Source organism: Alicyclobacillus sacchari (genome assembly GCF_004366795.1).
Lineage (GTDB): Bacteria > Bacillota > Bacilli > Alicyclobacillales > Alicyclobacillaceae > Alicyclobacillus > Alicyclobacillus sacchari.
In genome coordinates this window covers 24,933-50,336 of sequence record NZ_SORF01000012.1, presented here as the reverse complement: position 1 = coordinate 50,336, position 25,404 = coordinate 24,933, and the positions used below count along the sequence as shown (strand labels likewise).

The window sequence follows — 25,404 nt, the reverse complement described above, 5'->3', positions numbered from 1 at the left end:
AATGTTCACTTTGCAGCTTCTACCCACATTGTTCAGTTCACGCGGTCCCTGCAGAACTAACAGAAACCGTTTACATGACCGCAGCCCTAGGTGCCTTCCGCTTCTGTGTTACGAATGTATTACGAAGATTCGGCGTTCATACCAAGTGTATGATGTACTTAGCATCATGGTGTGAGACGAAAGCGATAAACATAAAAATGTATCTGAACGGCATACAAATGTGACAGCCATTGTCACTTCGGCTCCAACAAGACCGTTTGGACACATCGCACCATGATGGAATTGTGTGTTCCGGGTGGCGAATCGTTCTAAGACGAGGTATGTGATGTGAGGATGAATGCAGGTAGCCCACTTCAAGATGAAATCGTTCATTGGTTGCGTGATCGGATTCTGGGTCACGAGTTTACACCCGGCGACCAACTTCCAACTGAAAAACAGTTGTCAGAGCAACTTCATGTCAGCCGAATCACCGTCCACCGAGCATTGAAGCGACTGGCAGATGAGGGCCTTATCCACCGTTACCCTGGAAAGGGAACCTTTGTGGCCCAGTTACCATCAACCTTCAAGGAAGAAATCATCCGGGATGATATTCAATCTTCGAATACGGGTTCGATCGCTTATATTCTGCCTGGTATCTCTGCGGCGTTCGGAACCCAGTTGTTGAAAAGCGTCATGTCCACGCTTGAAGAGGCGGGGTTCAATGTCGTAGTCAGCTTTACCAATAACTCACAGGAGGCGGAACGAGCTGCTATTCAACGAGTGTTGCGATTGGGGGTGAAAGGCATTCTGGTTTCTCCGGTCAACGGGGAATATTATAATGACATCATTTTACGGCTGCACCTGGATCACTTTCCAATAGTTCTCGTCGATAAACGTCTGGATAAGATTCCTGTTCCCTTTGTAACGACGAACAATCGTGCGGCGGCCTATGAATTGACCAAACACCTGCTGTCCCTGGGCCACAAGAACATTGGCTTCCTCTCGCCGCCTGATGAAGTCACCACGTCACTACAGGATCGGTTCGCAGGTTTTTTAGCGGCACTGGCGTCCGAACATGTCTCTTTCGATCCGGACTTACGATTATGCAACCTACCAACTGGAGGGGCCATTGACAAACCGGATGGAAAAGCGGTCTACGAGAACATGGAGCAGTTTGTTCTAGAGCACCCGAGTATGACCGCCGTGATCGCGACAGAGCACGTCTTTGCGACGATGCTGGAGGATATCTGTACAAAGCACGCAATTCGAGTCCCAAAGGAATTGTCCATTGCGTGTTTTGACAGTCCAGCATCGTGGATTGAAAGACCCAGATTCACGCACATCGTTCAACAAGAGGAGCAAATCGGCAGAATCGCAGCCGAACTGTTGCTGCAGTTCATCCAGTGCGGGCCGAGGGATGTTCCTGTCGCCGTTGAACTTCCCGGTCAGCTCTCCCTCGGCCGCTCGTCAGGACCACCATCGATGCGCCCGCATACAAATGCTTGACAAAACATGTGGCCAACCCACAAAGAGCTGGCCACAGTCTGTTACCCGACTATCATCTTCCGAGTTTCTGCCTCCGCATCCGCGTAAAGGTATCAAATGTGACAGCCAACAACAGGATGGCGCCTTCCACAAGATATTTCGTACTCGTACCTGCATCCAACAGCGCCATACCGTTTTCTATGCTGCCGATGACCAAGGCGCCAGCCAGCGCATTCCAAATGCTTCCGCGACCACCAAACAAACTGGTGCCGCCGATGACCGCTGCAGCGATGGAGTCCATCAGCAAATCGCTACCTCCGGCCGCTGTCGATGCGGCCCCCAAGCGCGATGCACCGACGATACCGCCCACTGCTGCCAGCAAACCAGCCAATGTAAAAACGGCGATTTTCACGCCCTTCACGTTAATACCAGCTCGCCGCGCGGCTTCTTCATTGCCACCTAAGGCGTAAATATGCCTGCCAAACGTCGTACTCTGTGACATCCAAGCGAAGCCTGCGACGAAAACGATTAAAATCAAGCCGGCAATGGGGACCCCTTGGTATGCGTTGAGAACCACCGTCACCAAAATCATGACGATCACGCTGGCCATCACGCGAACCCACATCGTCGACGACGACTTTACAGGCAACCCCATACTTCGCCTGGCCGCTTTATTTCGCCAAACGCTCCATGCGACAAGAGCGATCGAAATCACAACGAACAGCCAACTCAACCAAGCGGGCAAGTAGTTGCCTGCAATGGCATTGATGGTGTTGCTCATGATGGGAACCGTGCCTTCCTGTCCAATCAACACAAATAGCAGTCCCAGATAACCAAGTGATCCTGCCAAGGTCACGATAAAAGAAGGCACACGCAAAATCGTCACCCAAAACCCTTGAAAGAGACCGATGATGGCACCGCTCGCAGCCCCGGCGAGAATAGCCAAGTACGGATTGACGTTGTTTGCGGCCAGCTCGGCGAGGATAGCACCACCGACCGCGCTGACCGCCGCGATCGACAAATCGATCTCGCCAAGCAACAAGATCAGTGTTTCACCAATAGCCAATAGTCCGTATTCCGCCATTTGAAGAACAAGGTTGGAAAGGTTACGGCTAGTTATAAACTGAGGATTTAGGATTTCAAAAACAATCCAAATAAGAACTAGCGATAGGAATACAGGCAACTGCTGAAATTCACCGCCGAGCAGGCGGCTCATCAGGGATCGTTCACGCGCAGCTGTTGCCTGTGGATTTCCAGCCTGACCGATGTTTGCCGTCATATCAGGAAGTGACCTCCTCTACTGCCGATGCGCCTGTGATGGCGGCAACCACCTGCTCAGGCGTCACGTTTCCACGCTCAAACGCAGCAACTGTCCGACCCAAGCGCAACACGACGATCCGATCCGCAATTTTAAACACGTCGTTCATGTTGTGGGAGATGACCAGCACAGCCTTTCCACTCTGCGCGAGGCGCTGGATTAACTCCAAAACCGCGCGCTGCTGAACGACGCCAAGAGCAGCCGTCGGTTCGTCTAGCATAACCAGCTTGGAGCCCCAGAGGACGGATCTGGCGACGGCGACCGTCTGCCGCTGCCCGCCTGAGAGCGAAGCCACTTGCGTATCGAGTGGCGGCAGCCGAATGCCCAATTCGTTGAGAACCGGCATGGCTCGACGCTCCATCTCATTCCGATCTAAGACGCGCACCACCCCCGGTATGATCGTGCGGCGCAGTTCCCGGCCGAGAAAGAGATTAGACACAATGTCTAGGTTGTCACAAAGTGCCAAATCCTGGTAAACAGTCTGAATGCCCAGCTTCTCCGCAATAGCCGGGCTGCTCAGGCGCACGGATTCACCCTCAAATACAATATCGCCTTCGTCGGGTTGCTCAACGCCTGCAATCATCTTGATGGTTGTCGACTTTCCGGCCCCGTTGTCACCAACTAGGGCGACGATTTCTCCAGCCGCGACGGAAAACGTCACGCCGTCCAGAGCTTGGACAGCGCCAAATCGCTTGCGCAACCCACGCACCTCGAGAACGTGTTTGCTCGTCTGACCCAGCTCGGTCACAAATCATCCCTCACTTCATCTCACCAGGACGACCGGGGAGCCCTCGCTCCCCAAGTCCCTGCGATTAGACACTATCCTTACTGCTGTGCTGGATTTTTAATATGGGCCCACGTGGTATAGCCATCCTTGATGACCGTGCTCGCCACATTCGCTTTCGTCACCATGATCGGCGTCAACAGAACGGACGGAATCTTCGCAGCCCCATTCGAGGTCGATCCGTTCACGAGGCCAGTTGGCTTCTTGCCCGTAAGGATGTCGTAAGCAAGATCAGCTGCGGCCTGCGCCTCCTCCTTAATCGGTTTGTAAACTGTCATTGACTGGGTACCTTCGTAATAGATGCGATGCAGGCCCGCGTCCGTCGCGTCCTGGCCAGTCACGGGTATCCCCTTAATATGCTGTTGGGTGAGAGCCTGAATCGCCGCGCCCGCGAGGTTGTCGTTCGCCGCCAAGACGCCGTTTACCTTGTTGTTCAACTTGGTCAAAGCTTGTTCCATTTCGGTCTGTGCGGTTGCCGAATCCCAATTTTGGGTGTATTGCTCGTAACCGAGCTTAAGCTTGCCTGACTTAAACAACGGGTCGAGCACTTGGTGAGCTCCCTGTGCAAACTGCTTGGCGTTTGGGTCTGTCGGCGCACCATCCAGCATGACAACCGTGCCGCCCTTCTTCGTGTGCTGCGCGATGTACTCGCCCTGCAGACGTCCAACTTCAACGTTGTTGAACGACACATAATATTGCACATTCGCGTTCATAATCAGGCGATCGTACGAAATGACCGGAATCTTCGCACGACTTGCTTCCGTAACGATGGTCGATGCCGCATAGCCGTTAACCGGCGCTACAACAAGCAATTGCGCACCGTTTGTGATAGCGCTTTCGACTTGTTGCAACTGTGTCGATTCAGACCCTTGGGCATTGTTGTAGATGATCTGTGCGTTTGGGTCTAGCTTTTTCATTTCCGCGATGAAGTCGGGTCTATCGTCGTACTCCCAACGCGGTGAGCTTGCCGTTTCTGGCATCAAAAATGCAATTTTTACTTTCGGTGCAGCACTGCTCGCCGCTTGCGCCGACGTCGACAAAGCGATCCCGACTCCGCAGCTGCTGGCCGCCAAAACGGCGCTGGCAATGCTTGCGCGAATACTCCACGTTTTCTTCCCCATTCTCGATATCCCCCTCATCAGATTCAGAACTGCCCATGAATATTTGAGAAAGCGCTTTCCTGTAGCCCTCGAGAAAACCGCGGCTCACGTCACCATGCGTCGCCGCAACCGACTTCTCCCTCCCGTCCGGAAAATTCACTAAGTTGTCGAATCTATGAGGTCTTGAGATATGCTTACCAAACGCCTGATTGTTTGTCAACAAGAAAAACTAAGAGCATCCATTTGATAAGCAATCATGTTGTATGCTAAAACGGTTCTCCTTTATGCACTTGAATCGCCCCAACCGCTCACACCTCTTGCCACATTCTTTTCCACACACCGAAAAAGCCCGTTCCAAGGCATGGGATCGGGCTTTTCCAAGATGATATAGACAACGTGGTCAACGCTTGACGACCTTGAAGCGGTTGCCCAACAGTGCGGGAACCTGAGGGAAGTCGGTCGGGTACGACCAGAAGCTGATGCCCCTCAAGTTGTATTCACCAACCAAGTCGAGTTTGGCTTGAAAACTGCGTGGGTCCTCAAACCATACGATGTGCTGTGTTTGGTCTGGTGCGGTGTACATATAATAGGGTGCTTGCGCGTTTGCATCGTACAAAATTGAAACGTTGTGGGCAGCCGCCCGTTCGACCGCTTGCATGGGGGTCAACGTCTCCGCGCGCGATCCGCTGACGTAGGGAAGTCTCCAATCATACCCGTACACCGAAACGCCCATCAGAATTTTCGCCGGTGGGATTGCCGTGATCGCGTAATTGAGCACTTGCCGAATTTGATCAATCGGGGATACCGCCATCGGCGGGCCGCCAATCCACCCCCACTCGTATGTCATCAGCACGACGAAGTCACACAGACGTCCATGCACCGGGTAATCATGCGCTTCGTATAATAGCCCCTGTTGTGCAGCGGATGTTTTGGGTGCCAGGGCACTCGACACGAAAAGTCCTTCGCGATGCATTCGGTCAACCACCATCTGCAAAAATTGGTTGTATAACGTCCGATCCTGCGGATACACGTACTCAAAGTCGATATTCAATCCCCGGTAGCCCTTCGTCCCCATGATTTGCAACACGTTCTCAATGAGGGTGTTTTGCAGCACTTCCGAGGTGAGAATGGTGTGTGCGACGTCAGAGCTGAACATGTTGCCGTGCCAGTTCGTCAAGACGAGAAGTGGTGCAACACCTTGCGATCGCGCTGCTTCGATGAGGCTCGTATCGTCTAGTTGCATCGAGATGGAGCCGTCAGTCTGCGCCTGATAACTGAACGGTGACAAATACGTCAGCGCCGGTGCCAAGGTTGATACTTGTTGTACCGCAGCTGCGCCGGACTGAACGAAATACGCATTCGCTTCCAAACTGCGCCTTACTGAAGAAGTACTGCTTCCTGCATTCGTTGGGATGACGAGAGACTGACCGACAACGAGTCGATCAGGATTGGAAATTCCATTGAGTGTAACGATCGTTTGTGGTGCAACGCCATACATGCGCGCGAGCTGCCAAAGGGTGTCACCCCGTTCCACGACGTGAATCAACACGGTACAGGCCTCCTGTTCTCATTCCTCGACATCAGCCTATTCCTTGCAGGCACATGTGGGCTGGGCAGACGCCCATATCTTTTTTGAATCCATCCGTTTCCCATGTATGATGAAGTCTGTCGTGAATATTGAGGTTTACGAGTTGGAGGGGAGTCGCCTAATGCAACCAGAATCAACAGCTGCGCTGAGCAAACCCGTGCTTTCAAAGCGTTTGATCCTTGTCATGTCCATCGCCGCAGGCCTGGCCGTTGCAAATTTATATTACGGTCAGCCCCTTCTCAACGATATGCGCATGTCGTTTCATACCGCGTCGTGGAGAGTGGGAGTTGCCGCCACGCTGACACAGGTGGGTTACGCGTGCGGTTTGTTCCTGTTTGTCCCGCTCGGCGACAGCCACGAGCGACGGCGCCTCATCGTTCGCATGTCGATCGCGGCGGCCTGCGCACTCGTATTCCTCGCTGCAACACAGAATATAGGGTGGCTGTACACAGCGAGTCTCGCGGTAGGCGTTACGACCGTCGTACCCCAGATGATTGTGCCGTTTGCGGCACACCTAGCGGCGCCAGCGGAACGTGGGAAAGTGGTCGGTACCGTCATGAGCGGTCTGCTCATTGGCATCCTGCTGGCACGGACGTTATCTGGTTTCGTCGGATCGCAACTTGGCTGGCGAGCCATGTATTTCATCGCAGCCGCCATCATGATATTGCTCGCGATCATTCTACAATGGCTGCTGCCAGCGTTGCCTTCTGAAGCAGAAACGCCCTATGGTCAACTGTTGCGATCTCTGTTCACGCTCATCCGGCAGCTGCCCGATTTACGCGACGCTTCGCTGCTTGGTGCAATGTCCTTCGCCGCCTTCAGCGTATTCTGGACGGTACTTTCGCTCTATCTAGCTGGTCCACCATTTCACCTGGGGGCCGATGTGGCAGGTTTGCTTGGCCTTGCAGGTGTGGCTGGCGCCATGATTGCCCCCGCCGCCGGATCCATCACGTCACGCATTCCCGCTCCATACGCGTCCCGCTTAGCCACATGCGTGACATTGCTGTCATTCCTCATTCTTTGGCTGTTCCGCCAACATCTCATAGGCCTGATTGTTGGCGCCGTCGTGATGGATCTCGGTGTCCAGGCGACACAGGTCTCGAATCAAGCGCGCATTTACGGTCTATCAGAAGCGGCACGCAGCCGTTTAAATACGGTTTACATGGTTACGTACTTTCTTGGCGGTGCGCTCGGGTCGTTCGTTGGATCGTTTGTCTTTGACCGTTGGCACTGGGCGGGTGTGTGTGCTGCTGCAAGCATCCTGCTTCTCATTGGTATCCTGGGCTTTCTCGCAGTCGCACCCAAGTCCCTCATGCCATCGCAGAATCGCCACAACGCAATCAATTGACATACTGCCACGTATGACCGCCGTCAGCGGTCGCGAGCAACCCGTTCGCTGTGAGCAAGTACCCGTCCGCGGCGTTGACAAACGACAAATCATAAACGGCCCCGGACGGGTACTCATTGAGCGGCTGTGGTACGGATCTATCCCCACTTCGCGTTTGCCAATGGCTCCACGTCCGGCCGCCATTGTCCGTGACAAACATCGCCATCCCCTGATTCACGTCAAATGGCGATCTCGCCGCCAATACCCAGCCGTGCTCCCCCAACCAGTCCATCCCGAGTGCGGCATACCCCTGCGGCAGCAATACACGCCGTTCGATCTGCGATCCCGCCGTCAGAGTAAGTGTCGTCTGATAGATCCCAGGCTGCGATTTGGTCGGCCGCCGCAACTGCCCAACCGAAGAGGTCCATAAATCAAGCGGACTCTCGTAGGCAGCGGCGGCAATCCCAAGCGGGCTGCTCAGCGAACTGACCTGCTTCCACGCGATGCCGTTTGTCGATTGCAGCGACACCGATGGATATGCGGTCACAAGCGTCAACGCAAAGCGGTCTCCTGAGGCAGCAAGGGCCGTTTGCACGTTCGCGACGGTGAGTTGTGCAGAAGCGCTTGGCGGTAATTGTCCACGACCCAAATCTGTCCACGTCTTGCCGCCGTCATGGCTGACCAAGATATGCAATTGCCCTTGCTCGCTCCCATGATTCGGTAGCTCCACCGCGGCCACATAAACAGTGTCGGCATTGGCGTACGCAATCGCAGTCGGAAACATACCGTTCATCATGCGAACGGTATGCCAGGTGTGACCGCCATCAGCGGTCGTATAGATATAACCAGCGAGATCATCCGATCCGATGCCCACACCATCCTTGGGAGTCACAAATTGCACAGCGACGTTGGGCTCGCCGGCTGGATACACCACATGCCACGTCTTACCGCCGTCGGCGCTGCGATACAGATCCATGCCGCCGTTGGTCAAGGATACAGCCGCGAACACGGCATTATCCGGGCCGCTCGTCAGCGTCGCCTCGCGCCAGTCAGGAAGTTGTACCACTTGCGAAATGGCGCCCGTGTGCGTGTTGAACGCTGTTAATCCACCAGGGAACGGCGCTGCTCCTGGCTCCAGGGCCACAAGGGCAACGCCACCAGCAGCCTTTGTAAACGTGGGATCCGATTGCAGGATGCGCCCCATGTACGCATTTGGCTGATCGTCCTTCCACACCTTACCTCCATCCGTCGTCCAATACGCGGTGGTTGTCCACGAGTCGAGATCTTTGACGAGAAACACCCCTTGGGTTGCCGTGCTCGGATTCAATTGCACAACAGCCTCCCAAACGCGCATTGGTGCTGTCCGCACTGCGACAGTCCAGTGCGCCCCGCCATCAATTGAGTGGAGCAGTTCGATCTCGCCTTTGCTGATATCGCCATCTGCCGATGCAGGTTTCGTCGTGATCGACAGCCACAACTGATCCGCACGCGGCGCACTCAAGTCGATCGGCTGACCAGGAACCGTGACTTGCCTCCAGGTCGCTCCGCCGTCCGCCGTGTGCAAGAGCACCCCATCGATCAGGGCATAGCCGTTTTGGTCAAACAGCGCGACTTGGCATCCCTGGGGAAACATAGACTGTACCGTCACCCGTGTGGCCGTCCATGTGCGTATCCACTGCCGACCGCCATCGGTTGTGCGATAGATGGCGTCGATCACACGCTGGCGTCCGTCGTTCGCTGGCGCGATCGGCACCACGGTGCGCGTGAGTGCAACACCGTCGCCAGCATTCGCAAATGCCAAGGACTGCACCTGCCCGTCGACGGTGCCGACCCTTGCCCATGTCGATCCACCGTTTTTCGTCATGATGATTTGCCCATTGACGGCCGCGTAACCGACACCGCCCCCTGTAAACACAGGTACTGCAACGGAAGTTGCAGACGTACTTGTGACATCCGGGCTGCCCGAAAATACAAGATTATCGTGGTCCGTTGTTGAAACCGCTTCCTGTTTTGCGGTTTGCGCGGTATGCTTGGTGGAAACGACGCTCGCCATGGCCGTGGCAGTGCCGTCAGTACGTGTATCACACCCACCAGTCAAGGCGATGGTAGCAGCTACGGCAAGAGCCCACATCCATGTCCGTCTCATCATTTGTCATTCTCCTCACTCTACCGTGTTGTCATTTCAGTGGACGGAGCGAGCAGCCCCCATGTGACAGCGAGGAATGAAAAAACAGCATTTGCCGGAAGGGCGACGCGACCATCCTTCAGGGAGGAACGAGTACATGAACAACAATACCCGCGAACAAACACCTGCCCGGGTTGGCCACCTGATCATCACGTTCGACGACGGGCCGGACGGTGAGTATACACCTCAGATTCTCGAAACACTCCGACATTATGGTGTGCCCGCCGTCTTTTTCTGCATTGGTGAACAAGTGGCGCGCTACCCCGGCGTGCTGCGAGCCATCGACGCCGCTGGGCATACGATTGGCAACCACACCATGACGCATCCACATCTGACCGAGTTGTCAGACGGCGAAATCCGCAAGCAGCTGACCGATGCGGCCAATCAAATCGAAGCCGCAATTGGCAAACGACCACACTTGTTCCGCCCACCATACGGAGATATGGACGATCGCGTCAAGCGGATCGCCCGGGAACTAGGTTATGAACCTGTTCTATGGGACATCGACTCGGTCGACTGGTCTGGCATTCCTGGGCCCACCGTTGCAGCGAATGTGCTTGCGCACCTAAAGCCCGGCGCCATCATCCTCCAACATGCAGGCGGCCACGCACAAGGCACACCTGCCGCCCTGCCGTACATCATCGAAGTGGCGGTAGCCATGGGCTACGATTGGGCACCGCTATCATTCAAATAAATCAAGGCCCTTTCACCGGCCTGGCCAACAAATAGGGGATACGTTTTCACGATGCGTCACAGGGTGGAAGCCGCCGATCCTGTACGCAAAGAAGGGAATCCCTCTATCATCTCGAAACGTTCGGACGGGGCGGCTCTGATCTGGGAATGGCAACCACAAAAAGCCCCGGGGAGCGTCGATCATCCCCAGGGCGTTTGCCTGAACACCGTCCAATTGTCGTGCATCCGCCGCCTGTCTTTCCGTCTTCACGGCAATTGGCGTATCTTAGTCATCTTCTACTTCGGTAAACTCTTTGACAATATGAGTATAATCATAGCCGTGTTCACAGTGTGTGCAATGCACGCGTACCACGTGTTCGCCCTCTGGCACCTGAACGATGTTGACCTTCTCACAGCGCGGGCAAATGGATTCTACTTCCCAATGTTTATGCAAACTCACGAACCTCGCCTCCCTGCCTGATTTTGATACGATACTATGCAGATTAACTCAAAATCAGCTTGAAGCGGTAATACCTCAGCCATTTAGGCCATGAACAAAGTAGTACGCGTCGATAGATCCCCAGCCTGTTGGGTTATCATACCCAACCCCCGCCGTGTATGCGCCATTGTTGCCGGATGTGATATCGTGATAGGCAAGATTTCTGTACGACGCATTACGCGCCATGGCATAGATGCCGACATCCGCAAGACCCACTGGTGATTTGCCTTTGAGAGCACGAGACTGATCGATCAGGGCAAACGTCGCAGCCATTTCTGGAGCGACAAAGCTGGTACCTCCTGCGATTTCCCAGGAGCCTTCATAGTAAAAATCATACCCCGTCGCCGGGTTCGCATTGAGTGCAATATCAGCTGTTTGCCGTGCACCTGTCGATGGTACACCTGGGCCATACTGCCATGAGGGCTGTCCAAACAGGTCACTTTGTCCACCGCCGCCATCCGTCCAGGCGGTCTCACTGACTCGGACACCATTGCTGTTGATATCCAGAGTCGTGCCACCGCACGCCGTCACATATGGATCAGATGATGGATAATCGACATGGGTACCCGCAAGTCCGTCACCGCTTCCGCTGTCTCCCGCCGCCGCAAACACACTCTGTCCTTGTGCAGCCATCTCTTCAAATATATTGTGCTCCGCATCGATGGTGGAACTCGGTGTCTGGGACTCGGGTGCCCCCCAACTCGTCGTCACGACGTGGGCCCCATCGTCGGTTGCAACCTGGTCGAACGCATCGATGAACGCGGCCGCGTCGGGTGTCGCGGCTTCATACACCGCGAGCGAAGCCGTAGGTGCGATCGCATGCGACCACTCGCAATCAAGCGTCGTTTCGTCGTTCGGCGCTGTGCTTGTACCGTCGATCACGCGCTGGCGAATGATTGGGTTTGGCAACCCAAAGGCGCTGTCAAACGCATCGACGTCCGACTCGTTGACAGACCCCGAGGTCACGATGGCAATCGTTTGTCCTCGCCCGGCCCACGACGAATAGAGCCGCTTGTAATCGTACGCGCTTTGAATCTGTGCCGGCGTGTAGCCTCCTGATGCCGCGGCCGACCGCTTGGTCACAGTCAGGTGCCCCGTCATGGGCTCCTCATCAAGTCCGACGACGCCAGACACATATCCGGCAATTGGGGCTGGCAACGTCGCAGCTTGCGAAGATGCAAAAAAGTCGCGGCTTCCCTCCTGATACTTGTGTTCATGCACCGCAAAGGCCCGTTCCATCTGTGTAGCCGTTCCTTTTACGTCTAGCACCATGTTGTTGCCGGCCGCAGGTTGCACCTGCAATCCGTACTGACGCAAGTAGTCGCGAACAGCCTCCACCTCGTACGCGGTGGGTGCGAACTCCTGTTGGAATTGTCCCGGCGTTACGTAATGGCCAAACTGTGAGGATGATGGGTTATATAAATTGGCAATCAACTGCTCTAAAGCCGCTTGGTTTCGCAACTTTAAACCAACCGCGACATGCATTGGCGCATTGGCGGCGAGTTGCCCCACATCCATCGCGCCGCGTGTCGCCTCTGGCTCCGCGCCGGCCACAACAACGCGCTTGCTCATCGGCGAGATCGCTGCCATCGCACCAAGTGGCAGCCCGCTGGTGAGCAAACATGCCGCAACAGCCGAAAGTACCCGCACCGGAATTTGCATACAGCCCCCCGCCCCCAAATCTTATGTTAACTTCTATACAACGAAGTATAGGGGCGAGATTGGACTGTACGATAGGAACAAAATGCGGATACCAAAGCCATCATTGGCGTTGCCGGCCGACTCTGGTGGGGCTGGATTTGGGTTCCGAGTCTATGCTGTAAAGTTGAGACTACACGTTTTGAATCGTGGCTAAATCCATGATCACAAAGGTTCACCTAACGCCTGGGCAAGCCGTTCAGCCACGTTCCGGAAATACGCAAACACGAATCCATGAAAACGTTTGGCTGCTGCTGAGAAGTAGCGTCGCTCTGACCAAGCCATTCCCAACTGTCGCTGACACGCAGGCTCTTTGATGCGCAACCGATGAGAGGAGCGTTGCGGCCGCTCCAGCCAAGTGAGCGCCGGGACGAACGCAATACCGAGCCCCTGTTGGACAAGCCCGGCGATCACGTCCGGTTCGTCGCCAGCAAAATGTATTTTCGGAACAAACCCAGCCTCGCGACACAGCCGGTCCGTTAGGCTGCGAAACTCGTAACCGGCGTTCATGCTGATAAAGGGCTCATCCCTGACTTCCTCAAGATAGATGGAATCACGTGCAGACAATGGATGATTGGGCGGAACAATCAAAAAGATCTCTTCCGTGAATAATGGTTTCCACTCTATGTCGATTCCGTCGATGTATGCGGATGAAATGCAAAAGTCAACTTCACCATGCTCAATCTGCCGCTTCATCTCCGACGCCGATTCAAAAAACTGGCGAAAACGGACGTCTGGATGACTGGCAAGAAATGCACCAAGCAGACCCGGCAGGATTCTTGGCGTCGAGACAGCAAGGGTTACAATGTCTTCGTTGAGCCGAGCGAGATCGCGAATTTCACGTTTGCCCTCGTTCAGTTCCACGAATGCACGTTGCACTCGTGCCAAAAACGCCTCACCATACGCGTTTAAGCGAATTTGCCGGCCGGTTCGATCAAACAATGGAACGCCCAAGTCCTCCTCAAGCCGGGAAATTGTCTTACTGAGAGATGGTTGTGCAATTTGCAGTTCTTCAGCCGCTTTTGTCATGTGCTGTAGGCGAGCGACCGTTTGAAAATACTCCAATTGCAAAAGTTCCATCAAAATCCCTCTGATCCATGTCATGTACTTAAATCTATGAATCAATAGTCCACCATGTATTTTACTCTATATAAGAGAGGGTATACAATAAACTCTGCATCTGACACCTGATCCGCACCGCTATTTCCCACTTTTTCGATGGTAACAATTTGATTTGATCGAGAGGAGGTTTGGCATGAACCATTCCCCAGCAAGCGGTCCCGGCGGCATTCATGGTTGGCGTCTTGTGGCGATTTGTTCACTGACCATGTTCGCCTTCGGCCCGCAGTATGTACTCAACGTATCGTTTATTTTCAACCAAGGTCTCATCCAAAATACATTTGCCTCTGGCACCAATGCGCTGACCATTCCATCGACCTTGTCCAATTTGGCGTTTGCCGCGTGCGTTCCAATCGGTCCCGTGCTGACGAGGAAATTCGGTCTGCGCCATACCTATTTGTCACTGGTGCTCATGTTCTTGCTTGGCAGCATCGTCGCCGCCGTTTCGCCCACGATGCCGGCGCTGGTCATAGGCCGACTGCTGCAGGGATTGAGTGCCGGTTCACTGTTTTTAACCATTTTGCCGGTAAGCCTGACGTCGTTCCCGAACGCCATTCGCAATTGGTTCCTATTGCTCGCCATTGGCGGCCTATTCGGGGCTTCCGCGTTCGGCACATTCTTTGGGGCACTGACCATCAGTTGGGACGCATGGCGCTGGCTGTTCGTGCTGTGCGGTATTGCTCCGATTTTCTGTTTCGTCGTAGGCCTCATTGCCCTGCCGCGCGAACACGTGCATGAACATCATCAACCGTTTGATATCTGGGGGGCCATCGTGCTTGCTGCAACCATCCTAGTGGCCTTGTTCCCGCTCATTCATCTCAAGAGCATGGGCATCGGATCGCTTTGGGTGTGGCCGTTCTTCCTTCTCGCAGCGGTGCTGTTCGCGTTGTTTGTGTTCATCGAGCTGCACACAGCGGCCCCGCTCGTCCACTATCGAGCAGTGCGCATGCCAAAGCAGATTTTTGGCTTCTTGATGGCGGTCATGAGTCATATCGGCCTGATTCTTGCCCTGATCGGCGGCATCGAGTTTTTGCGCGCCATCAAAGGTGCTTCCTTCGCAGACATCGTTCATTTTTCCATCTGGTTTGTCTGCGGCGTCGTGATCGTCGCCTTGCTCGCGGTGTTGTTGTACGATCTCGCCGGCGCTGGCACCCTCGGCATCGCCGGTTCCTTGGTGGTCCTGTTAATCGCCTGGAAATGGCACGCCGCATCGGGTCACGTGTCCTACGGCGTCCTTGGTTTTGAGTTTGCATCTGCGGCGACGTGCATTGGTCTCGTTCTGATCGCTGGGGCACTGGGTACGGCGCTCGCAGGCGATATTCACGAGGCGCGTTGGCGTTCCGGGTTTCTGCACTTTCACCGCAACCTGCTTGGCGCGTTCATCGCCCCGTTTGCCGCGTGGTTCCTGACCAAGGAAAGCACGATCCAATATGAACAACTGCGTTCACACATCAGTCTTGCGGATCCGCTCGTCAATGCGCAGTTGATATCCATCGCGCAACACCTGATGGCAAACGGCACACCTGAAGCGCAGGCACAACAACTTGCGGTTGCTTTCGTGTTGTCCAACGCGCAGCAGGCATCGCTGCTCAGCGCGCTGCACGGTCTTTTCATCATCCTGTTCATCGTCGGCTGCCTGATGCTGCTCTCATCCATCGGGATGGCCATAACAGGTAAAGGCCGTGCACTTGTGCAACGGCAGAAGCCGCTGACCGCACCGCAACACCTAGGAGAATCTCTGCCGGCACCGGTATTGCATCACGCTGCCATTTCAAATGAAGGGAGTACACACGCATGAACATGAGACGAATGGTCGTTCTACAAGTTGTCATCTTACTTGTTCTCGTGATTGCAGGTTTTGTTTGCTACTATTTCTACAACCAGTCCTCAACCTATATCAAAACGGACGACGCCCAAGTGAGTGGGCAACAAATCGTGATCGCCGCGCCTGCTGCAGGACAACTCACCGCATGGCACGGTAGTGTCGGCTCCGCATTCAGCACCGGATCCACTGTCGGCACGTTGGCTGTGCCCTCCGGTAAAGGCGAAGTCGACATGAACATTCCGGATCCAAGTTCGTCGACGATTGTCGATAACTTGGCCGTTCAAAACGAATACGTCTCCGCTGGTGAACCCCTTGCGTATGCTTACAATTTAAACGATTTGTATGTGGTCGCTAACATCAAGGAGACAGACATCCGGCATGTCGAGGTTGGCCAAAATGTCGATGTCTATGTGGACGCATACCCAGGAACGACGTACAACGGCGTCGTGAAACAAATCGGGTACACCACCGCATCCACCCTATCGCCGTTGCCATCTTCGAATACCGACGCGGACTATACGAAAGTAACGCAGGTGATTCCGGTGGAAATACAATTGCAGTCGGGCACGCAAGGCCTCGCACCAGGCATGGACGTGCGTGTACGCATCCACCGCTGATCGGATGTCAACAACCCTATAACCGTTACCGAGGTCGCTTCGCACACAAGGCTGGGCGGCCCTTTTCGCATTGTTTGTGATACGATGCTCATAGTGGAGTCAAGGCCTTTCGGCAAACGCTCCGCCATCACAACCGGACAAGCTGGGTCCAATTAAAGGATGATGAATGTGCAAGGAACGAATCTGCCAGGGCGTGAACGCCCACCTTTCCGCGCCGATCAGGTCGGCAGCCTGTTGCGCCCGGAGCGCGTAAAAGAGGCGCGTCAAAAGCGCTTGCAGGGCGAGATCGACGAAGCGGCGCTGCGCGCGATTGAGGATGAAGAAATCACTCGCCTGGTGGCCAAGCAAAAGGAAGTTGGGCTGGCCGCCGTGACGGATGGCGAGCTGCGCCGTTCCTGGTGGCATTTCGACTTTCTGGAACACCTGGATGGCGTGCAAGGATATGAACCGCAAGCGGGCGGCATTCAGTTTCACCAAGTCACCACTCGCCCGCGCGCCATTCGCGTCGTCGGCAAGCTTGGCTTTAGCCAGCATCCTATGCTGGATCACTTCCGCTTTTTGCGCTCCGTCGCCGGCGACCACCCTGCCAAAATGACGATCCCGAGCCCGAGCATGCTCCATTTTCGCGGCGAGATCGATCCCAACGCATATCCGGACGAAGACCAATTTTTCACGGATCTCGGCCTCGCCTACAAGCAGGCGATCCAAAGCTTCTACGACGCCGGTTGTCGCTATCTACAGCTCGACGACACCGCGTGGGCATATCTGTGTTCCGAGGAGCAACGGGCACAAATCGTCGCCAAGGGCTGGGATCCGAAGCGCCTGGAGGACAAATACGCAGAGACGATCAACGCTGCAGTTCAGGGCCGGCCATCCGACTTGGCGATCACGATGCATATTTGCCGCGGCAATTTCCGCTCCACCTGGATTTCCTCCGGCGGCTATGAACCGGTGGCGGAAACGCTGTTCCAACGTCTCGACATCGACGGCTTCTTCCTTGAGTACGACAGTGATCGCGCCGGTGGTTTCGAACCGCTCCGTTTTGTCAATCGCAAATCGTTGCAAATCGTGCTCGGCCTGATCACGAGCAAAACGGGCCAACTGGAGAACAAAGACGAGGTCAAACGGCGGATCGAAGAAGCGACGAAGTTTGTCCCGCTGGAACAATTGTGCCTGAGCCCACAATGCGGCTTCGCTTCCACAGAGGAGGGCAACTTGCTCACCGAAGACGAGCAGTGGACAAAGCTTGCGCATGTGGTCGAGATTTCGCGCGAAGTTTGGGGTTAAAGACAACGCCAACTACATGGACGCTAGCGCGCAACTGTTCAACTTGTGATGGTTGCGCGTTGTACATAAATTTTCCTCATATGCAGTATCCTGTAGGCATGCTTGCACACGATCTCGGACGCAGACGCATTGCCTTTCTTGGGCCATTACACCTCAACCTCATTCATCGCACCAAACCCTGGGTGGCCATCGCATGGTCTTGGTTCATGCCGGGGTTTGGGCACCTGTTACTCGGCCAATACCTGCTTGGGTGGATCCTGTTTGGCTGGGAAGTGGCTGTGAACGTCGAAACACACTTCAACGTCGCAATTCTCGAGACGTTCACGGGACACTTCACCGCCGCCAAACAGGTGTTAAGTCATGAACAAATCGGCTTTCTGCTGTTCACATATGGCCCCATTTTCGTGTTTGCGATGCATCACAGCTATCTGATTGCCCGGGACGGCAACCTTCTTACGGACATCGGACAAGGTGCCGCCCCCCCGCTTGCCATGTCCATTCGGCAAATCGAGTGGAACTACTTGTCCAAGAAAAATCCGGTCGTCGGCTGGCTGTGGTCACTTTTGGCTCCTGGCGTTGGTGCCATTTACACCCACCGCGTCCTGACAGCGTTTTTTGAGATTAGCTGGTGGACAACCATCATCGTCAAGTCGCACGTTCTGACCAGCATTGCCTATTTGACGAGCGGACAACAACAGATGGCCATGCAAATTCTCAACCCTGAGTGGACACTCTTTATACCCTCGATGTTCAGCTTCCCAGCGTACTATGCATACGTGATCACGGTGGAACGAAACAAGCTTTTTGATCGCGAACAAGCCGTGTTTCTCACTTCGCACTACCAGCGCAATTGGTCGTTTCCACTTCACAGAAAAGGTGATACGAGGCCTATGCGATTTGTCGCTTCGTTTGATCATTCCCTGCAACTTGAAGCGGCTCTGTCCAAGCTGCAACAGCTCAATCTGGGTCCCGAGTCTGTGTTGGCCGTCCCGCTGGTCCGCCGTTCCAATGGACCGAGCGCCGACACGGCAAATCATTCAGACCAACGGGCATATTTTGACTTGGCATCGCTCGCTGCCGCGTTGGGGTGTTTCCTTGGCACCGTCTATGGCTTCATACTGCCGCTCGGACCCGTCGTGTGGGGGCTGGGTGGTTTCGCCGGCGGCTTTGCGATTGGCCTTCTGATCAAGTGGGTACAAAACCGCCGAAAACGCCGTGCACAGACGTTGCCGACCGAAATTGTGGTCGTTGTCGAATGTGAGGACGATATGGCCCGACAAGTGGAACACGTGCTTTGGTCTCACGGCGCCTTTGGTCTGGCGTGCATCGGCAAATTGCCACAAACAAATATGTGAGCGTTTACCTTTACAAACCAACATGCCGACGACGTGCAATCCATATATACTGTACACAGACAGACCGCGAACGTCGCGGATGATAGGGGTCAGAGTCTGTGCACAAACTGCGTGTTCTTCGCCGCTATGTACGGCGCTACTGCAAATTTCTGCTTGTCGGCTTGATGAACGCGGCTGTCGATCTCGGCGCTTTGAACATCCTGCTAATCTTCTTTCCGACGCGCTCTTCATGGTGGCTCACTGTCTACAATACCATTGGCGTTGTGGCCGCGATTGTAAACAGTTATATCTGGAACCGCTTTTGGACGTTCGCCGATGTTGCAAAGGGGACGTTTCGGGAAAAGCTGAAGTTCATCTTACAGTCCTTACTGAATATCGGCATGAATGATGGCATTCTGGTGTTTGCCAACGACTATCTGGTCACGCACCGCAACCTTCCGTATATTGTGAGCAGCAATATGGCAAAGGGAGGCGCGATGTTTATTTCATCGTCTCTTTCCTATTTCCTTATGCACATGTTTGTGTTCCGGCGCCATCGTCCGTTACCTGTGAAATCGACAAGGAATGATTGAACCTTCGGTGCATAAGCTAGTACCACAATACGTTGGTGATGGAGCTCACCAGAACCGTCCACCTGCGTGGACTGATAGCCCCTGCCCCGTGTTTGCGCACGTGGGTAGGGGCTTCTTGCTTGTCAATCAATTGGGACGGGAGAAACATCATGGCGCCTTTGTTCAAAATCTTGCTCGTGGTCATCATGACAGCTGTCGACAACGCCTTACTCGCAGGGATTCTGATGCCAGCCTCCCTGAATCGCGTAAGAAAGCGAGTGATTGTGGCCGTAGGTTGCCTGCTCGCTATGGCCCAAATCATGGCCGCCGCCAGCGTCGATAGGTTGCTGCACCATCTGGGGTTTCAAATTCTCTCATCACTACTTCTCGCATGGATGGCTCTGCGGCTGCTCGCTTCGGATACACATGACGACCCCGGGCGTTCGCCAAGCCTGTACATCTGGCCTATCTGCCGCCTCTTTCTCTTAACGTTTATAGGAAACTTGGATAACATCATTTGGTTGGGATCCACGTTGCAGGGCAATCGCTTGTGGCTGATCGCATGGTCCTTGGCAAGTATCCCCGTGTTCGTCGCCGCGTCGCTTTATCTAGCCAAGCAAGCGGAGCGCCAAGTATGGATCCTTCCCCTTGGCGCCGTCATGATGGCTTGGGCTGCCGCCTCGATCGTCGTCGAATTGCCTACCGTCAAAAGCATGATCGACAGCTTGGACGATATACCGCCAACGACGTTACAGTGTATCGTCACGCTCGTCATTTTTGGAATTGGGTTGTTGTTGCGGGCGATTGCGGGTAAAGGTAAACCGCGAGCGTGATACGATACACATTCCGGATAACGCCGCGAAGACGGTGGTCGCAACGATATGGAGATGGCTCAATCCGGCCCCGAGGCCTATACAAAAACTGGCTAGACATTGCGCCAGCCATAAGGCCATGCGACCGCCAAAGAGGCCATCTTCTTCCGCATGTTGTTCGCGTGATGTCGATGCTAACAAACGATGCCCAATCGTCCAGCCTCCCATGACAAACAACATGCCGATTCCAATCCTATGCGCGAGAGCGGAGGGCAAGGGCTGGCCGGCTCGCAGTGCGCTCACGCCACCAAACCAGAGACAGCCAGCAGACATCACGGCCAACACCATGTCCACCCAGTTGCGCCGTGGCCACCCAAATGCTATCTCCGCGTTGGAGCCTGCTCCAATCAAAGCGCTCGCCAGCCAAATCCCCCATTGCATCGCTGCCCCTCCATTTCTCACATAGTTAAACTATGGTGAGAGTCATGCGATCGCGATGGACAGGCGACCAGGCGGGCTACAGCCAAAGTTGCACAAGCCAGGCTACGACTAGGCCTATCCCGAGCGAACTGACCAGATACGCAAGGGACAGCAGGCGGTTTGCACGAAATAGCGTAGCCGTTTCAAGCGAAAGTGCGGAAAACGTTGTAAAACCTCCACAAAAACCCGCCCCTAACAATAGAAACAAAGAAGGCGCGTTCTGCGCAAATGCGATTGCAAAGATGCCGAATAACGCAGTGCCAAACCCATTGATCAGCCAGGTACCCCATGGAAAGGCGGATCGATTGCAGCGCCCCACGAACCTCCCCACACCGTAACGGGCAAGAGCTCCGATGGCCGAACCTCCGGTGGTCAGCCAAATCGTTGTGCCGATCACGCCGACACCTCCTCGGCCGAACGCTCGAACCGTTGGCTCCATGCGACAATCAACCACTGTCCAGACCAGGCTGCAACCGGGCCGCCGAGTCCACTGGCCAGGATGTAAACGAAACCAAGGATTGGAACATCCACAAACAGGTGCATCGTTCCTTCGACAAAGGTGGAGAATGTCGTGAATCCGCCCATGACACCTGTACCCAGGCCGGCAATCAGCCAGTCCGGCCACGTGCGTCGGAGAGCTGTTTGTTGAATCACACCTAGCAGAAAGGAACCCACGATGTTGATCAGGGAATAGTCGATGGGAAACTTACCCCAGCTCCCAACAGCCAAACTGACAAGCGCACGCAACAGACCGCCGATGGCCCCGCCTAGCGAGATGGCGGCAATTCGCTTCCACTCCTGCATGTGAATCTCCTCCCCATTTTCCCCGCACGCAAAAAAGGCCCCTGCAAACCTGCCAATTGCAGTGCAATCGGCAGGTTGCAGGAGCCATCAGCCCTCGCGGGCGGTTTTGGTGAGCCCCATCACCACTTGACTAGGCTCATTATACTGGGGAACGGTCGAGTTTGCCAGGATTTTAATGGCACCCCGATCTCGCCACACTCGACATGCAGAGACCATTTTGTTTGTGCGGTGTTGATATATCCTATGCAGTTGCGTACATTTTGCGAAGACGATTGTCTTCTTCGTCAGTCATAAACGATATTGAATCGTTCCTCAGGACAATATGGAAAAGCCCGACCGACATGAACACTACGAAAACGGATGGCAATCCGGATTCAAATCGCCTTCTGTCAATATGCGATTCGCATAGCCCAGGCGATAGGGCAACTCGAACAATCTCGACAGCCCCCTGACTCTTTGCAGGCCATATCCCCATGTCACTGGGGTCATGCCTGGAATGAGAACTTTGACAGCACAGAGGCCTGCCGAGGACACTTCCGGACTCGTTTGTTGAACCACAACAACATCAAACCCTCGTGCATGTAAATCGCAAAGAAGAGACTCGAGGATGGATTGCATGTCTCTTGAAGCATGTTGGTCATGGCCGGATGCATGTAGGTACGTTTGTTCGACGGACTGGATACGTCGTTGCTCTTTTCGTTCTAATAGAAACGTCCAACGCGGATATGCTGCGGGCAAAGCTGCCACAGCATTGTGATCAAGGATATCTTTGATCTTGGTCGGATCCTCAAGCATCTTCACGATTTGTTCACGCCTCGCCTCCGGCGATCGCCGGAGATTACATACTTGTACCGTCAGCTCACGAAGCGCATTGTAAACGGCTTCATCTGGATTTAGGTGACACGCCGTTCCGCTCACCACTTTCGGGTAATGATTCAGTCGATGGATAGCGACCGCACAAACGACAGGTATGTCGAGATCGGGTGACAACTGAAACAGGCGCACCTCGTAGTCGATGCCATCCAAGATTCGGAGCAGATTTGCCGTTCTCGTAGGACAACCAGCGACAAGTGTCAGCTCGGGAACCGGCAGTTTCGCGTACCACATGTTCAGGAAGCCGTCCCGCTCAAGGACTTCAAAGATCCCGTACAGGACCGCCTCTTCCAGGGTTCCTCCGATTGCGCAGCCATTCGACGACTCTGTGACGAATCGCTTGTGATCGGCAGTTGGCCCATAATAAGCGATTTGTTCCGGAATGAGGACGGGTTTTGCCTTCTTCGTCGAATATGCCCATACCCACGAATACTTTGTATTCTCGTCGAAAGGCTCTATAAACGAATAAGCTGATGACAGCAATTCGTAACGATGTAGTCCAAAATGCGACGGATGAATGGCGGCTTCAGCAAGCTCCTTGTAGCTGCCAAAGACAACAGGCTTGCGATTGATCGCTTGAAATCCACAACTGCGCTCAAGCGCTTCGAGCATAGCAGATTGCTTTGCGGCGGTGAGTGTTGGACCAGCACCATAACCGGCAATCTCCGCACCGGAAGGCGTATATATGAACGCCGCGGCCTGCGCGAACGCCATGTCGTCCCAATGTTCATTGACAACAGAAATATACCCCACTTCTGGATGGAAGAACATCCGCTTCAGTTGTTCAAAGTCGATCCTCCGAACCCGCAGCGACTCTGCGTCCGCAACCGCACATGGCGTGAAATTCATGTGCGCGAGCGTGGGATCGTCATCTGGCACAAGTCCGCAACGAGAGCAATCGTGGCTCGGAAGAATGGGCACCCACTCGACGTCATCGTCGCTACAGATACCAACCTTGCCTTTCGAGTTGGGTACACTCCGAGGCTGCAGGATGGACTGTATCTCTTTCGCAACCATGTCGCCTACCCGCTCAACCGCGTCCGCGGACATCTCGAAAGGCTCGGCTAGTTGCTCGTGTGTAGTGCTGCCACCTTGTTGGCCAAAGAACTGACGAAGAACACTGCGCTCAAAACTGCTTTCCCAACGCAATTGTAAGCAGGTCGCACATCCTTTGGTCCCAGGGGCTTCGAGAGGACCAACGAAAACCGTCATGCCGCGACCAAGGACAGGCAATACACGGAGTTGTAACAGCCTGCACTTGTCCAACACGGATTGTTCAAATTCCGAGAGCACATCCGACGCAAGGATGACAAGTTGAGCGTCAATCTGCTCCAATTCATCGAGCGAGCAACTGTCAATCATAGGGTTTTCGCTAGCTCGGTCATATTTTTGCTGCCAACTCGCAATCAACTGCCGACCTAATACCGATCTGTTGTGAAATACTACAATAGTCATGCTATTCTCCCTCATACCATCCTGCCATCGACCATCAGAAACCCATCTCGATACGTCAGGATGCACTGTATGCCGTTAAGCATCACAAGGTTCCCATCAGGTCATCTTCTCTGTTTCGTGGAAATGTGCTCCTTACCCCCTTCATCCGCCCTGCTCTGTCACTTGTTCGGCGACATAACCTGCACCATGTCGAGTTCGAGGGGAGGGATTGCGATGTACGGAACGTTTGGCGGATACACACGGTGGGCTGTCGTATTTCTGATTATCTTCGTGCTGTTCTTCCTGCTGGTACCAGGCTATGTGGGCGGCGGTTCCTGCGCTGGCGGTGCAGCAGTCGGCTATTGAGGAAAGGGAGGAAACCTGAGTGTACGATGGGGGCGCCTTTGGGGGATATACCCGTTGGGCTGTTGTGTTCCTGATTATCTTTGTCCTGTTCATTCTGCTGGTACCGGGCTATGCCGGCGGCGGTTCCTGCGCTGGCGGCGCTGCATATTAAGGAATGTCGAGGCGGTAGGAGTCGCTTCCTGCCGCCTTTTGCTGTGCCGATGGGTACATAATGTGAATGATACATCGCAACGCGAGCATCGCGAAAACGGCAGGCCATTTGGTTTGCTTTGCAACTGGCGCTATCATAAATGGGTATGTCACGCTCGAGGAGTGATCACCCATGCGCACTGGCAGTGCTCGAACGGCGTTGATGGTTGCGTTTCTCGTGACCGCGTGGGGCGTTAACTGGCCGTTGTCGAAAATGGCGTTGGCTTTCACGCCGCCCATTCTGTTCTCGGGGATGCGCACGCTTGCTGGAGGCATCATCTTACTCATCGTGGCCAGTATCACCCGTTCTGGTCGGCTAAACTTTCGAAAGACCTGGTCTATCTATCTCATTTCAAGCTTGCTCAACATCGTCCTCTACTACGCACTACAGACGATTGGCCTGGCCTATCTCCCTTCCGGCCTCTTTTCTGCCATTGTTTTCTTGCAGCCGATGCTCGTAGGCATCCTGTCATGGCTATGGCTGGGCGATCCGATGCACTCATGGAAAGTGATTGGTCTCGTGCTCGGATTCGTCGGCGTAGGCGTCATCAGCCTCGGCAGTCTCAATGGTATGCACAGTTCTCCCACCGGCGTGATCTTGGCTTTGGCAACTTCTGTGTCCTGGGCGTTTGGCACCGTCTACGTCAAAAAGACGTCGGGCCTCGTCGACCCGGTATGGCTCGTCGCCATCCAACTCCTTATCGGTGGCGTGTTGATGAGCGCCATCGGCAGTGCCACAGAACCGATGCAATCCATTCACTGGACCGGCGAATTCATCCTGCTGTTCTGCATCATTTCCGTGATCGTCATCGCTATCGGCTGGCTCGTCTACTTCACGCTTATCGGAACCGGTGAGGCCACAAAAATCGCTTCGTACACATTTCTCATCCCACTGATCTCTGCCTTTGCGAGCGCCGCGCTCATGCACGAAGCAATCACATTTTCGCTCATCGCCGGCTTGGTACTCGTGCTCGTCAGCATCTACTTCGTCAACCGCCCCCTGCCCTCCGTGCACGAAAAACCTACGACGCCATAATCCGGCAGGGGCCGCTCTCCG

At 54.5% G+C, this 25,404-nt stretch carries 24 protein-coding genes and 2 riboswitches; of the genes, 12 read left to right on the top strand and 12 right to left on the bottom strand.

The window, feature by feature from the left end; all coding sequences use genetic code 11:
- Nucleotides 1-333 precede the first annotated feature (333 nt).
- The gene (locus C7445_RS11535; RefSeq protein ID WP_243835163.1) at nt 334-1,485 is read left to right on the top strand and encodes a GntR family transcriptional regulator; all 1,152 of its coding nucleotides are present in this window, start codon (nt 334-336) and stop codon (nt 1,483-1,485) included.
- Nucleotides 1,486-1,537: 52 nt separating this feature from the next.
- On the opposite strand, the gene C7445_RS11530 is transcribed toward C7445_RS11535, so the two are convergent.
- From C7445_RS11530 to C7445_RS11515, 4 genes are all read right to left on the bottom strand, one after another.
- Entirely contained in the window at nt 1,538-2,743 is a 1,206-nt protein-coding gene (locus C7445_RS11530) for a sugar ABC transporter permease (protein ID WP_134160507.1), read from the bottom strand.
- Between the two features lies 1 nt (nt 2,744).
- The gene (locus C7445_RS11525; RefSeq protein WP_134160505.1) at nt 2,745-3,530 is read right to left on the bottom strand and encodes an ATP-binding cassette domain-containing protein; all 786 of its coding nucleotides are present in this window, start codon (nt 3,528-3,530) and stop codon (nt 2,745-2,747) included.
- Between the two features lie 77 nt (nt 3,531-3,607).
- Entirely contained in the window at nt 3,608-4,687 is a 1,080-nt protein-coding gene (locus C7445_RS11520; RefSeq protein ID WP_134160503.1) for a sugar ABC transporter substrate-binding protein, read from the bottom strand.
- Nucleotides 4,688-5,066: 379 nt separating this feature from the next.
- Nucleotides 5,067-6,215, bottom strand: a complete 1,149-nt coding sequence (locus tag C7445_RS11515) for a glycosyl hydrolase family 18 protein (RefSeq protein ID WP_134160501.1) — start codon at nt 6,213-6,215, stop codon at nt 5,067-5,069.
- Between the two features lie 160 nt (nt 6,216-6,375).
- Between C7445_RS11515 and C7445_RS11510 the strand changes: the two genes are divergently transcribed.
- Nucleotides 6,376-7,602 (top strand): MFS transporter, encoded by a 1,227-nt coding sequence (locus C7445_RS11510; RefSeq protein ID WP_134160499.1) that lies wholly within the window; start codon nt 6,376-6,378, stop codon nt 7,600-7,602.
- Here the strand turns inward: C7445_RS11510 and C7445_RS11505 are convergent.
- Nucleotides 7,595-9,730, bottom strand: a complete 2,136-nt coding sequence (locus C7445_RS11505; protein ID WP_134160497.1) for a beta propeller repeat protein — start codon at nt 9,728-9,730, stop codon at nt 7,595-7,597. The genes C7445_RS11510 and C7445_RS11505 overlap by 8 nt on opposite strands.
- 133 nt (nt 9,731-9,863) lie before the next feature.
- On the opposite strand from C7445_RS11505, the gene C7445_RS11500 reads away from it, so the two are divergent.
- Nucleotides 9,864-10,460 (top strand): polysaccharide deacetylase family protein, encoded by a 597-nt coding sequence (locus C7445_RS11500; RefSeq protein WP_166669123.1) that lies wholly within the window; start codon nt 9,864-9,866, stop codon nt 10,458-10,460.
- A gap of 264 nt (nt 10,461-10,724) precedes the next feature.
- Here C7445_RS11500 and C7445_RS14665 read toward each other — a convergent pair whose 3' ends face one another.
- The 3 genes from C7445_RS14665 to C7445_RS11490 form a co-directional block, all read right to left on the bottom strand.
- Nucleotides 10,725-10,898 carry a hypothetical protein gene (locus C7445_RS14665; RefSeq protein ID WP_166669122.1) on the bottom strand — a complete coding sequence of 58 codons (174 nt, stop codon included), beginning with the start codon at nt 10,896-10,898 and terminating at the stop codon, nt 10,725-10,727.
- Nucleotides 10,899-10,973: 75 nt separating this feature from the next.
- The gene (locus C7445_RS11495; protein ID WP_243835159.1) at nt 10,974-12,599 is read right to left on the bottom strand and encodes a S53 family peptidase; all 1,626 of its coding nucleotides are present in this window, start codon (nt 12,597-12,599) and stop codon (nt 10,974-10,976) included.
- Between the two features lie 201 nt (nt 12,600-12,800).
- Nucleotides 12,801-13,715 (bottom strand): LysR family transcriptional regulator, encoded by a 915-nt coding sequence (locus tag C7445_RS11490; protein WP_134160495.1) that lies wholly within the window; start codon nt 13,713-13,715, stop codon nt 12,801-12,803.
- Nucleotides 13,716-13,890: 175 nt separating this feature from the next.
- Here C7445_RS11490 and C7445_RS11485 point away from each other — a divergent pair, with 175 nt between their 5' ends.
- The 6 genes from C7445_RS11485 to C7445_RS11460 all read left to right on the top strand — a co-directional run bounded on the left by C7445_RS11485 (nt 13,891) and on the right by C7445_RS11460 (nt 20,222).
- On the top strand, nt 13,891-15,552 hold the full coding sequence (locus C7445_RS11485; protein ID WP_134160493.1) for an MFS transporter: 1,662 nt from the start codon (nt 13,891-13,893) through the stop codon (nt 15,550-15,552).
- Nucleotides 15,549-16,196, top strand: coding sequence for an HlyD family secretion protein (locus tag C7445_RS11480; protein ID WP_134160491.1), 648 nt, complete (start codon nt 15,549-15,551; stop codon nt 16,194-16,196). Before C7445_RS11485 ends, C7445_RS11480 begins: the two co-directional genes overlap by 4 nt.
- A 159-nt stretch (nt 16,197-16,355) precedes the next feature.
- Nucleotides 16,356-17,483 (top strand): 5-methyltetrahydropteroyltriglutamate--homocysteine S-methyltransferase, encoded by a 1,128-nt coding sequence (locus C7445_RS11475; protein WP_134160489.1) that lies wholly within the window; start codon nt 16,356-16,358, stop codon nt 17,481-17,483.
- A 59-nt stretch (nt 17,484-17,542) separates the two neighbouring features.
- Nucleotides 17,543-18,838 carry a hypothetical protein gene (locus C7445_RS11470; RefSeq protein ID WP_134160487.1) on the top strand — a complete coding sequence of 432 codons (1,296 nt, stop codon included), beginning with the start codon at nt 17,543-17,545 and terminating at the stop codon, nt 18,836-18,838.
- Between the two features lie 98 nt (nt 18,839-18,936).
- Nucleotides 18,937-19,410, top strand: a complete 474-nt coding sequence (locus tag C7445_RS11465) for a GtrA family protein (RefSeq protein ID WP_134160485.1) — start codon at nt 18,937-18,939, stop codon at nt 19,408-19,410.
- A gap of 25 nt (nt 19,411-19,435) precedes the next feature.
- Nucleotides 19,436-19,501: riboswitch (Fluoride riboswitch) on the top strand.
- Between the two features lie 58 nt (nt 19,502-19,559).
- Nucleotides 19,560-20,222 carry a TerC family protein gene (locus C7445_RS11460; protein ID WP_134160482.1) on the top strand — a complete coding sequence of 221 codons (663 nt, stop codon included), beginning with the start codon at nt 19,560-19,562 and terminating at the stop codon, nt 20,220-20,222.
- Here the strand turns inward: C7445_RS11460 and C7445_RS11455 are convergent.
- The 4 genes from C7445_RS11455 to C7445_RS11440 form a co-directional block, all read right to left on the bottom strand.
- Nucleotides 20,139-20,642: an MntP/YtaF family protein gene (locus C7445_RS11455; protein WP_134160480.1), complete on the bottom strand. Its 504-nt coding sequence runs from the start codon at nt 20,640-20,642 to the stop codon at nt 20,139-20,141. The genes C7445_RS11460 and C7445_RS11455 overlap by 84 nt on opposite strands.
- Nucleotides 20,643-20,718: 76 nt before the next feature.
- Nucleotides 20,719-21,078, bottom strand: coding sequence for a fluoride efflux transporter FluC (locus C7445_RS11450; RefSeq protein WP_243835158.1), 360 nt, complete (start codon nt 21,076-21,078; stop codon nt 20,719-20,721).
- On the bottom strand, nt 21,075-21,485 hold the full coding sequence (locus C7445_RS11445; protein ID WP_134160476.1) for a fluoride efflux transporter FluC: 411 nt from the start codon (nt 21,483-21,485) through the stop codon (nt 21,075-21,077). The genes C7445_RS11450 and C7445_RS11445 overlap by 4 nt, the downstream gene beginning before the upstream one ends.
- Nucleotides 21,486-21,556: 71 nt before the next feature.
- Nucleotides 21,557-21,618: riboswitch (Fluoride riboswitch) on the bottom strand.
- Nucleotides 21,619-21,833: 215 nt separating this feature from the next.
- Nucleotides 21,834-23,813 (bottom strand): TOMM precursor leader peptide-binding protein, encoded by a 1,980-nt coding sequence (locus C7445_RS11440; RefSeq protein ID WP_208320910.1) that lies wholly within the window; start codon nt 23,811-23,813, stop codon nt 21,834-21,836.
- 213 nt (nt 23,814-24,026) lie between these two features.
- Between C7445_RS11440 and C7445_RS14900 the strand changes: the two genes are divergently transcribed.
- The 3 genes from C7445_RS14900 (at nt 24,027) to C7445_RS11435 (ending at nt 25,383) form a co-directional block, all read left to right on the top strand.
- The gene (locus tag C7445_RS14900; RefSeq protein WP_279586216.1) at nt 24,027-24,158 is read left to right on the top strand and encodes a hypothetical protein; all 132 of its coding nucleotides are present in this window, start codon (nt 24,027-24,029) and stop codon (nt 24,156-24,158) included.
- Between the two features lie 19 nt (nt 24,159-24,177).
- Nucleotides 24,178-24,309, top strand: a complete 132-nt coding sequence (locus C7445_RS14895) for a hypothetical protein (RefSeq protein WP_279586215.1) — start codon at nt 24,178-24,180, stop codon at nt 24,307-24,309.
- A 171-nt stretch (nt 24,310-24,480) separates the two neighbouring features.
- Nucleotides 24,481-25,383, top strand: coding sequence for a DMT family transporter (locus tag C7445_RS11435; protein ID WP_243835157.1), 903 nt, complete (start codon nt 24,481-24,483; stop codon nt 25,381-25,383).
- Nucleotides 25,384-25,404 lie beyond the last annotated feature (21 nt).

What these genes read in the sequence shown, in the direction of transcription:
- C7445_RS11480 (WP_134160491.1), top strand. Translation starts at nt 15,549, where the DNA reads ATGAACATGAGACGAATGGTCGTTCTACAAGTTGTCATCTTACTTGTT.
- C7445_RS11440 (WP_208320910.1), bottom strand. Translation starts at nt 23,813, where the DNA reads ATGACTATTGTAGTATTTCACAACAGATCGGTATTAGGTCGGCAGTTG.
- C7445_RS14900 (WP_279586216.1), top strand. Translation starts at nt 24,027, where the DNA reads ATGTACGGAACGTTTGGCGGATACACACGGTGGGCTGTCGTATTTCTG.
- C7445_RS11460 (WP_134160482.1), top strand. Translation starts at nt 19,560, where the DNA reads ATGGCGCCTTTGTTCAAAATCTTGCTCGTGGTCATCATGACAGCTGTC.
- C7445_RS11530 (WP_134160507.1), bottom strand. Translation starts at nt 2,743, where the DNA reads ATGACGGCAAACATCGGTCAGGCTGGAAATCCACAGGCAACAGCTGCG.
- C7445_RS11535 (WP_243835163.1), top strand. Translation starts at nt 334, where the DNA reads ATGAATGCAGGTAGCCCACTTCAAGATGAAATCGTTCATTGGTTGCGT.
- C7445_RS11490 (WP_134160495.1), bottom strand. Translation starts at nt 13,715, where the DNA reads ATGGAACTTTTGCAATTGGAGTATTTTCAAACGGTCGCTCGCCTACAG.
- C7445_RS11435 (WP_243835157.1), top strand. Translation starts at nt 24,481, where the DNA reads ATGCGCACTGGCAGTGCTCGAACGGCGTTGATGGTTGCGTTTCTCGTG.
- C7445_RS11495 (WP_243835159.1), bottom strand. Translation starts at nt 12,599, where the DNA reads ATGCAAATTCCGGTGCGGGTACTTTCGGCTGTTGCGGCATGTTTGCTC.
- C7445_RS11505 (WP_134160497.1), bottom strand. Translation starts at nt 9,730, where the DNA reads ATGATGAGACGGACATGGATGTGGGCTCTTGCCGTAGCTGCTACCATC.
- C7445_RS11510 (WP_134160499.1), top strand. Translation starts at nt 6,376, where the DNA reads ATGCAACCAGAATCAACAGCTGCGCTGAGCAAACCCGTGCTTTCAAAG.
- C7445_RS11455 (WP_134160480.1), bottom strand. Translation starts at nt 20,642, where the DNA reads ATGCAATGGGGGATTTGGCTGGCGAGCGCTTTGATTGGAGCAGGCTCC.
- C7445_RS11485 (WP_134160493.1), top strand. Translation starts at nt 13,891, where the DNA reads ATGAACCATTCCCCAGCAAGCGGTCCCGGCGGCATTCATGGTTGGCGT.
- C7445_RS11445 (WP_134160476.1), bottom strand. Translation starts at nt 21,485, where the DNA reads ATGCAGGAGTGGAAGCGAATTGCCGCCATCTCGCTAGGCGGGGCCATC.
- C7445_RS11520 (WP_134160503.1), bottom strand. Translation starts at nt 4,687, where the DNA reads ATGGGGAAGAAAACGTGGAGTATTCGCGCAAGCATTGCCAGCGCCGTT.
- C7445_RS11500 (WP_166669123.1), top strand. Translation starts at nt 9,864, where the DNA reads ATGAACAACAATACCCGCGAACAAACACCTGCCCGGGTTGGCCACCTG.
- C7445_RS11475 (WP_134160489.1), top strand. Translation starts at nt 16,356, where the DNA reads ATGATGAATGTGCAAGGAACGAATCTGCCAGGGCGTGAACGCCCACCT.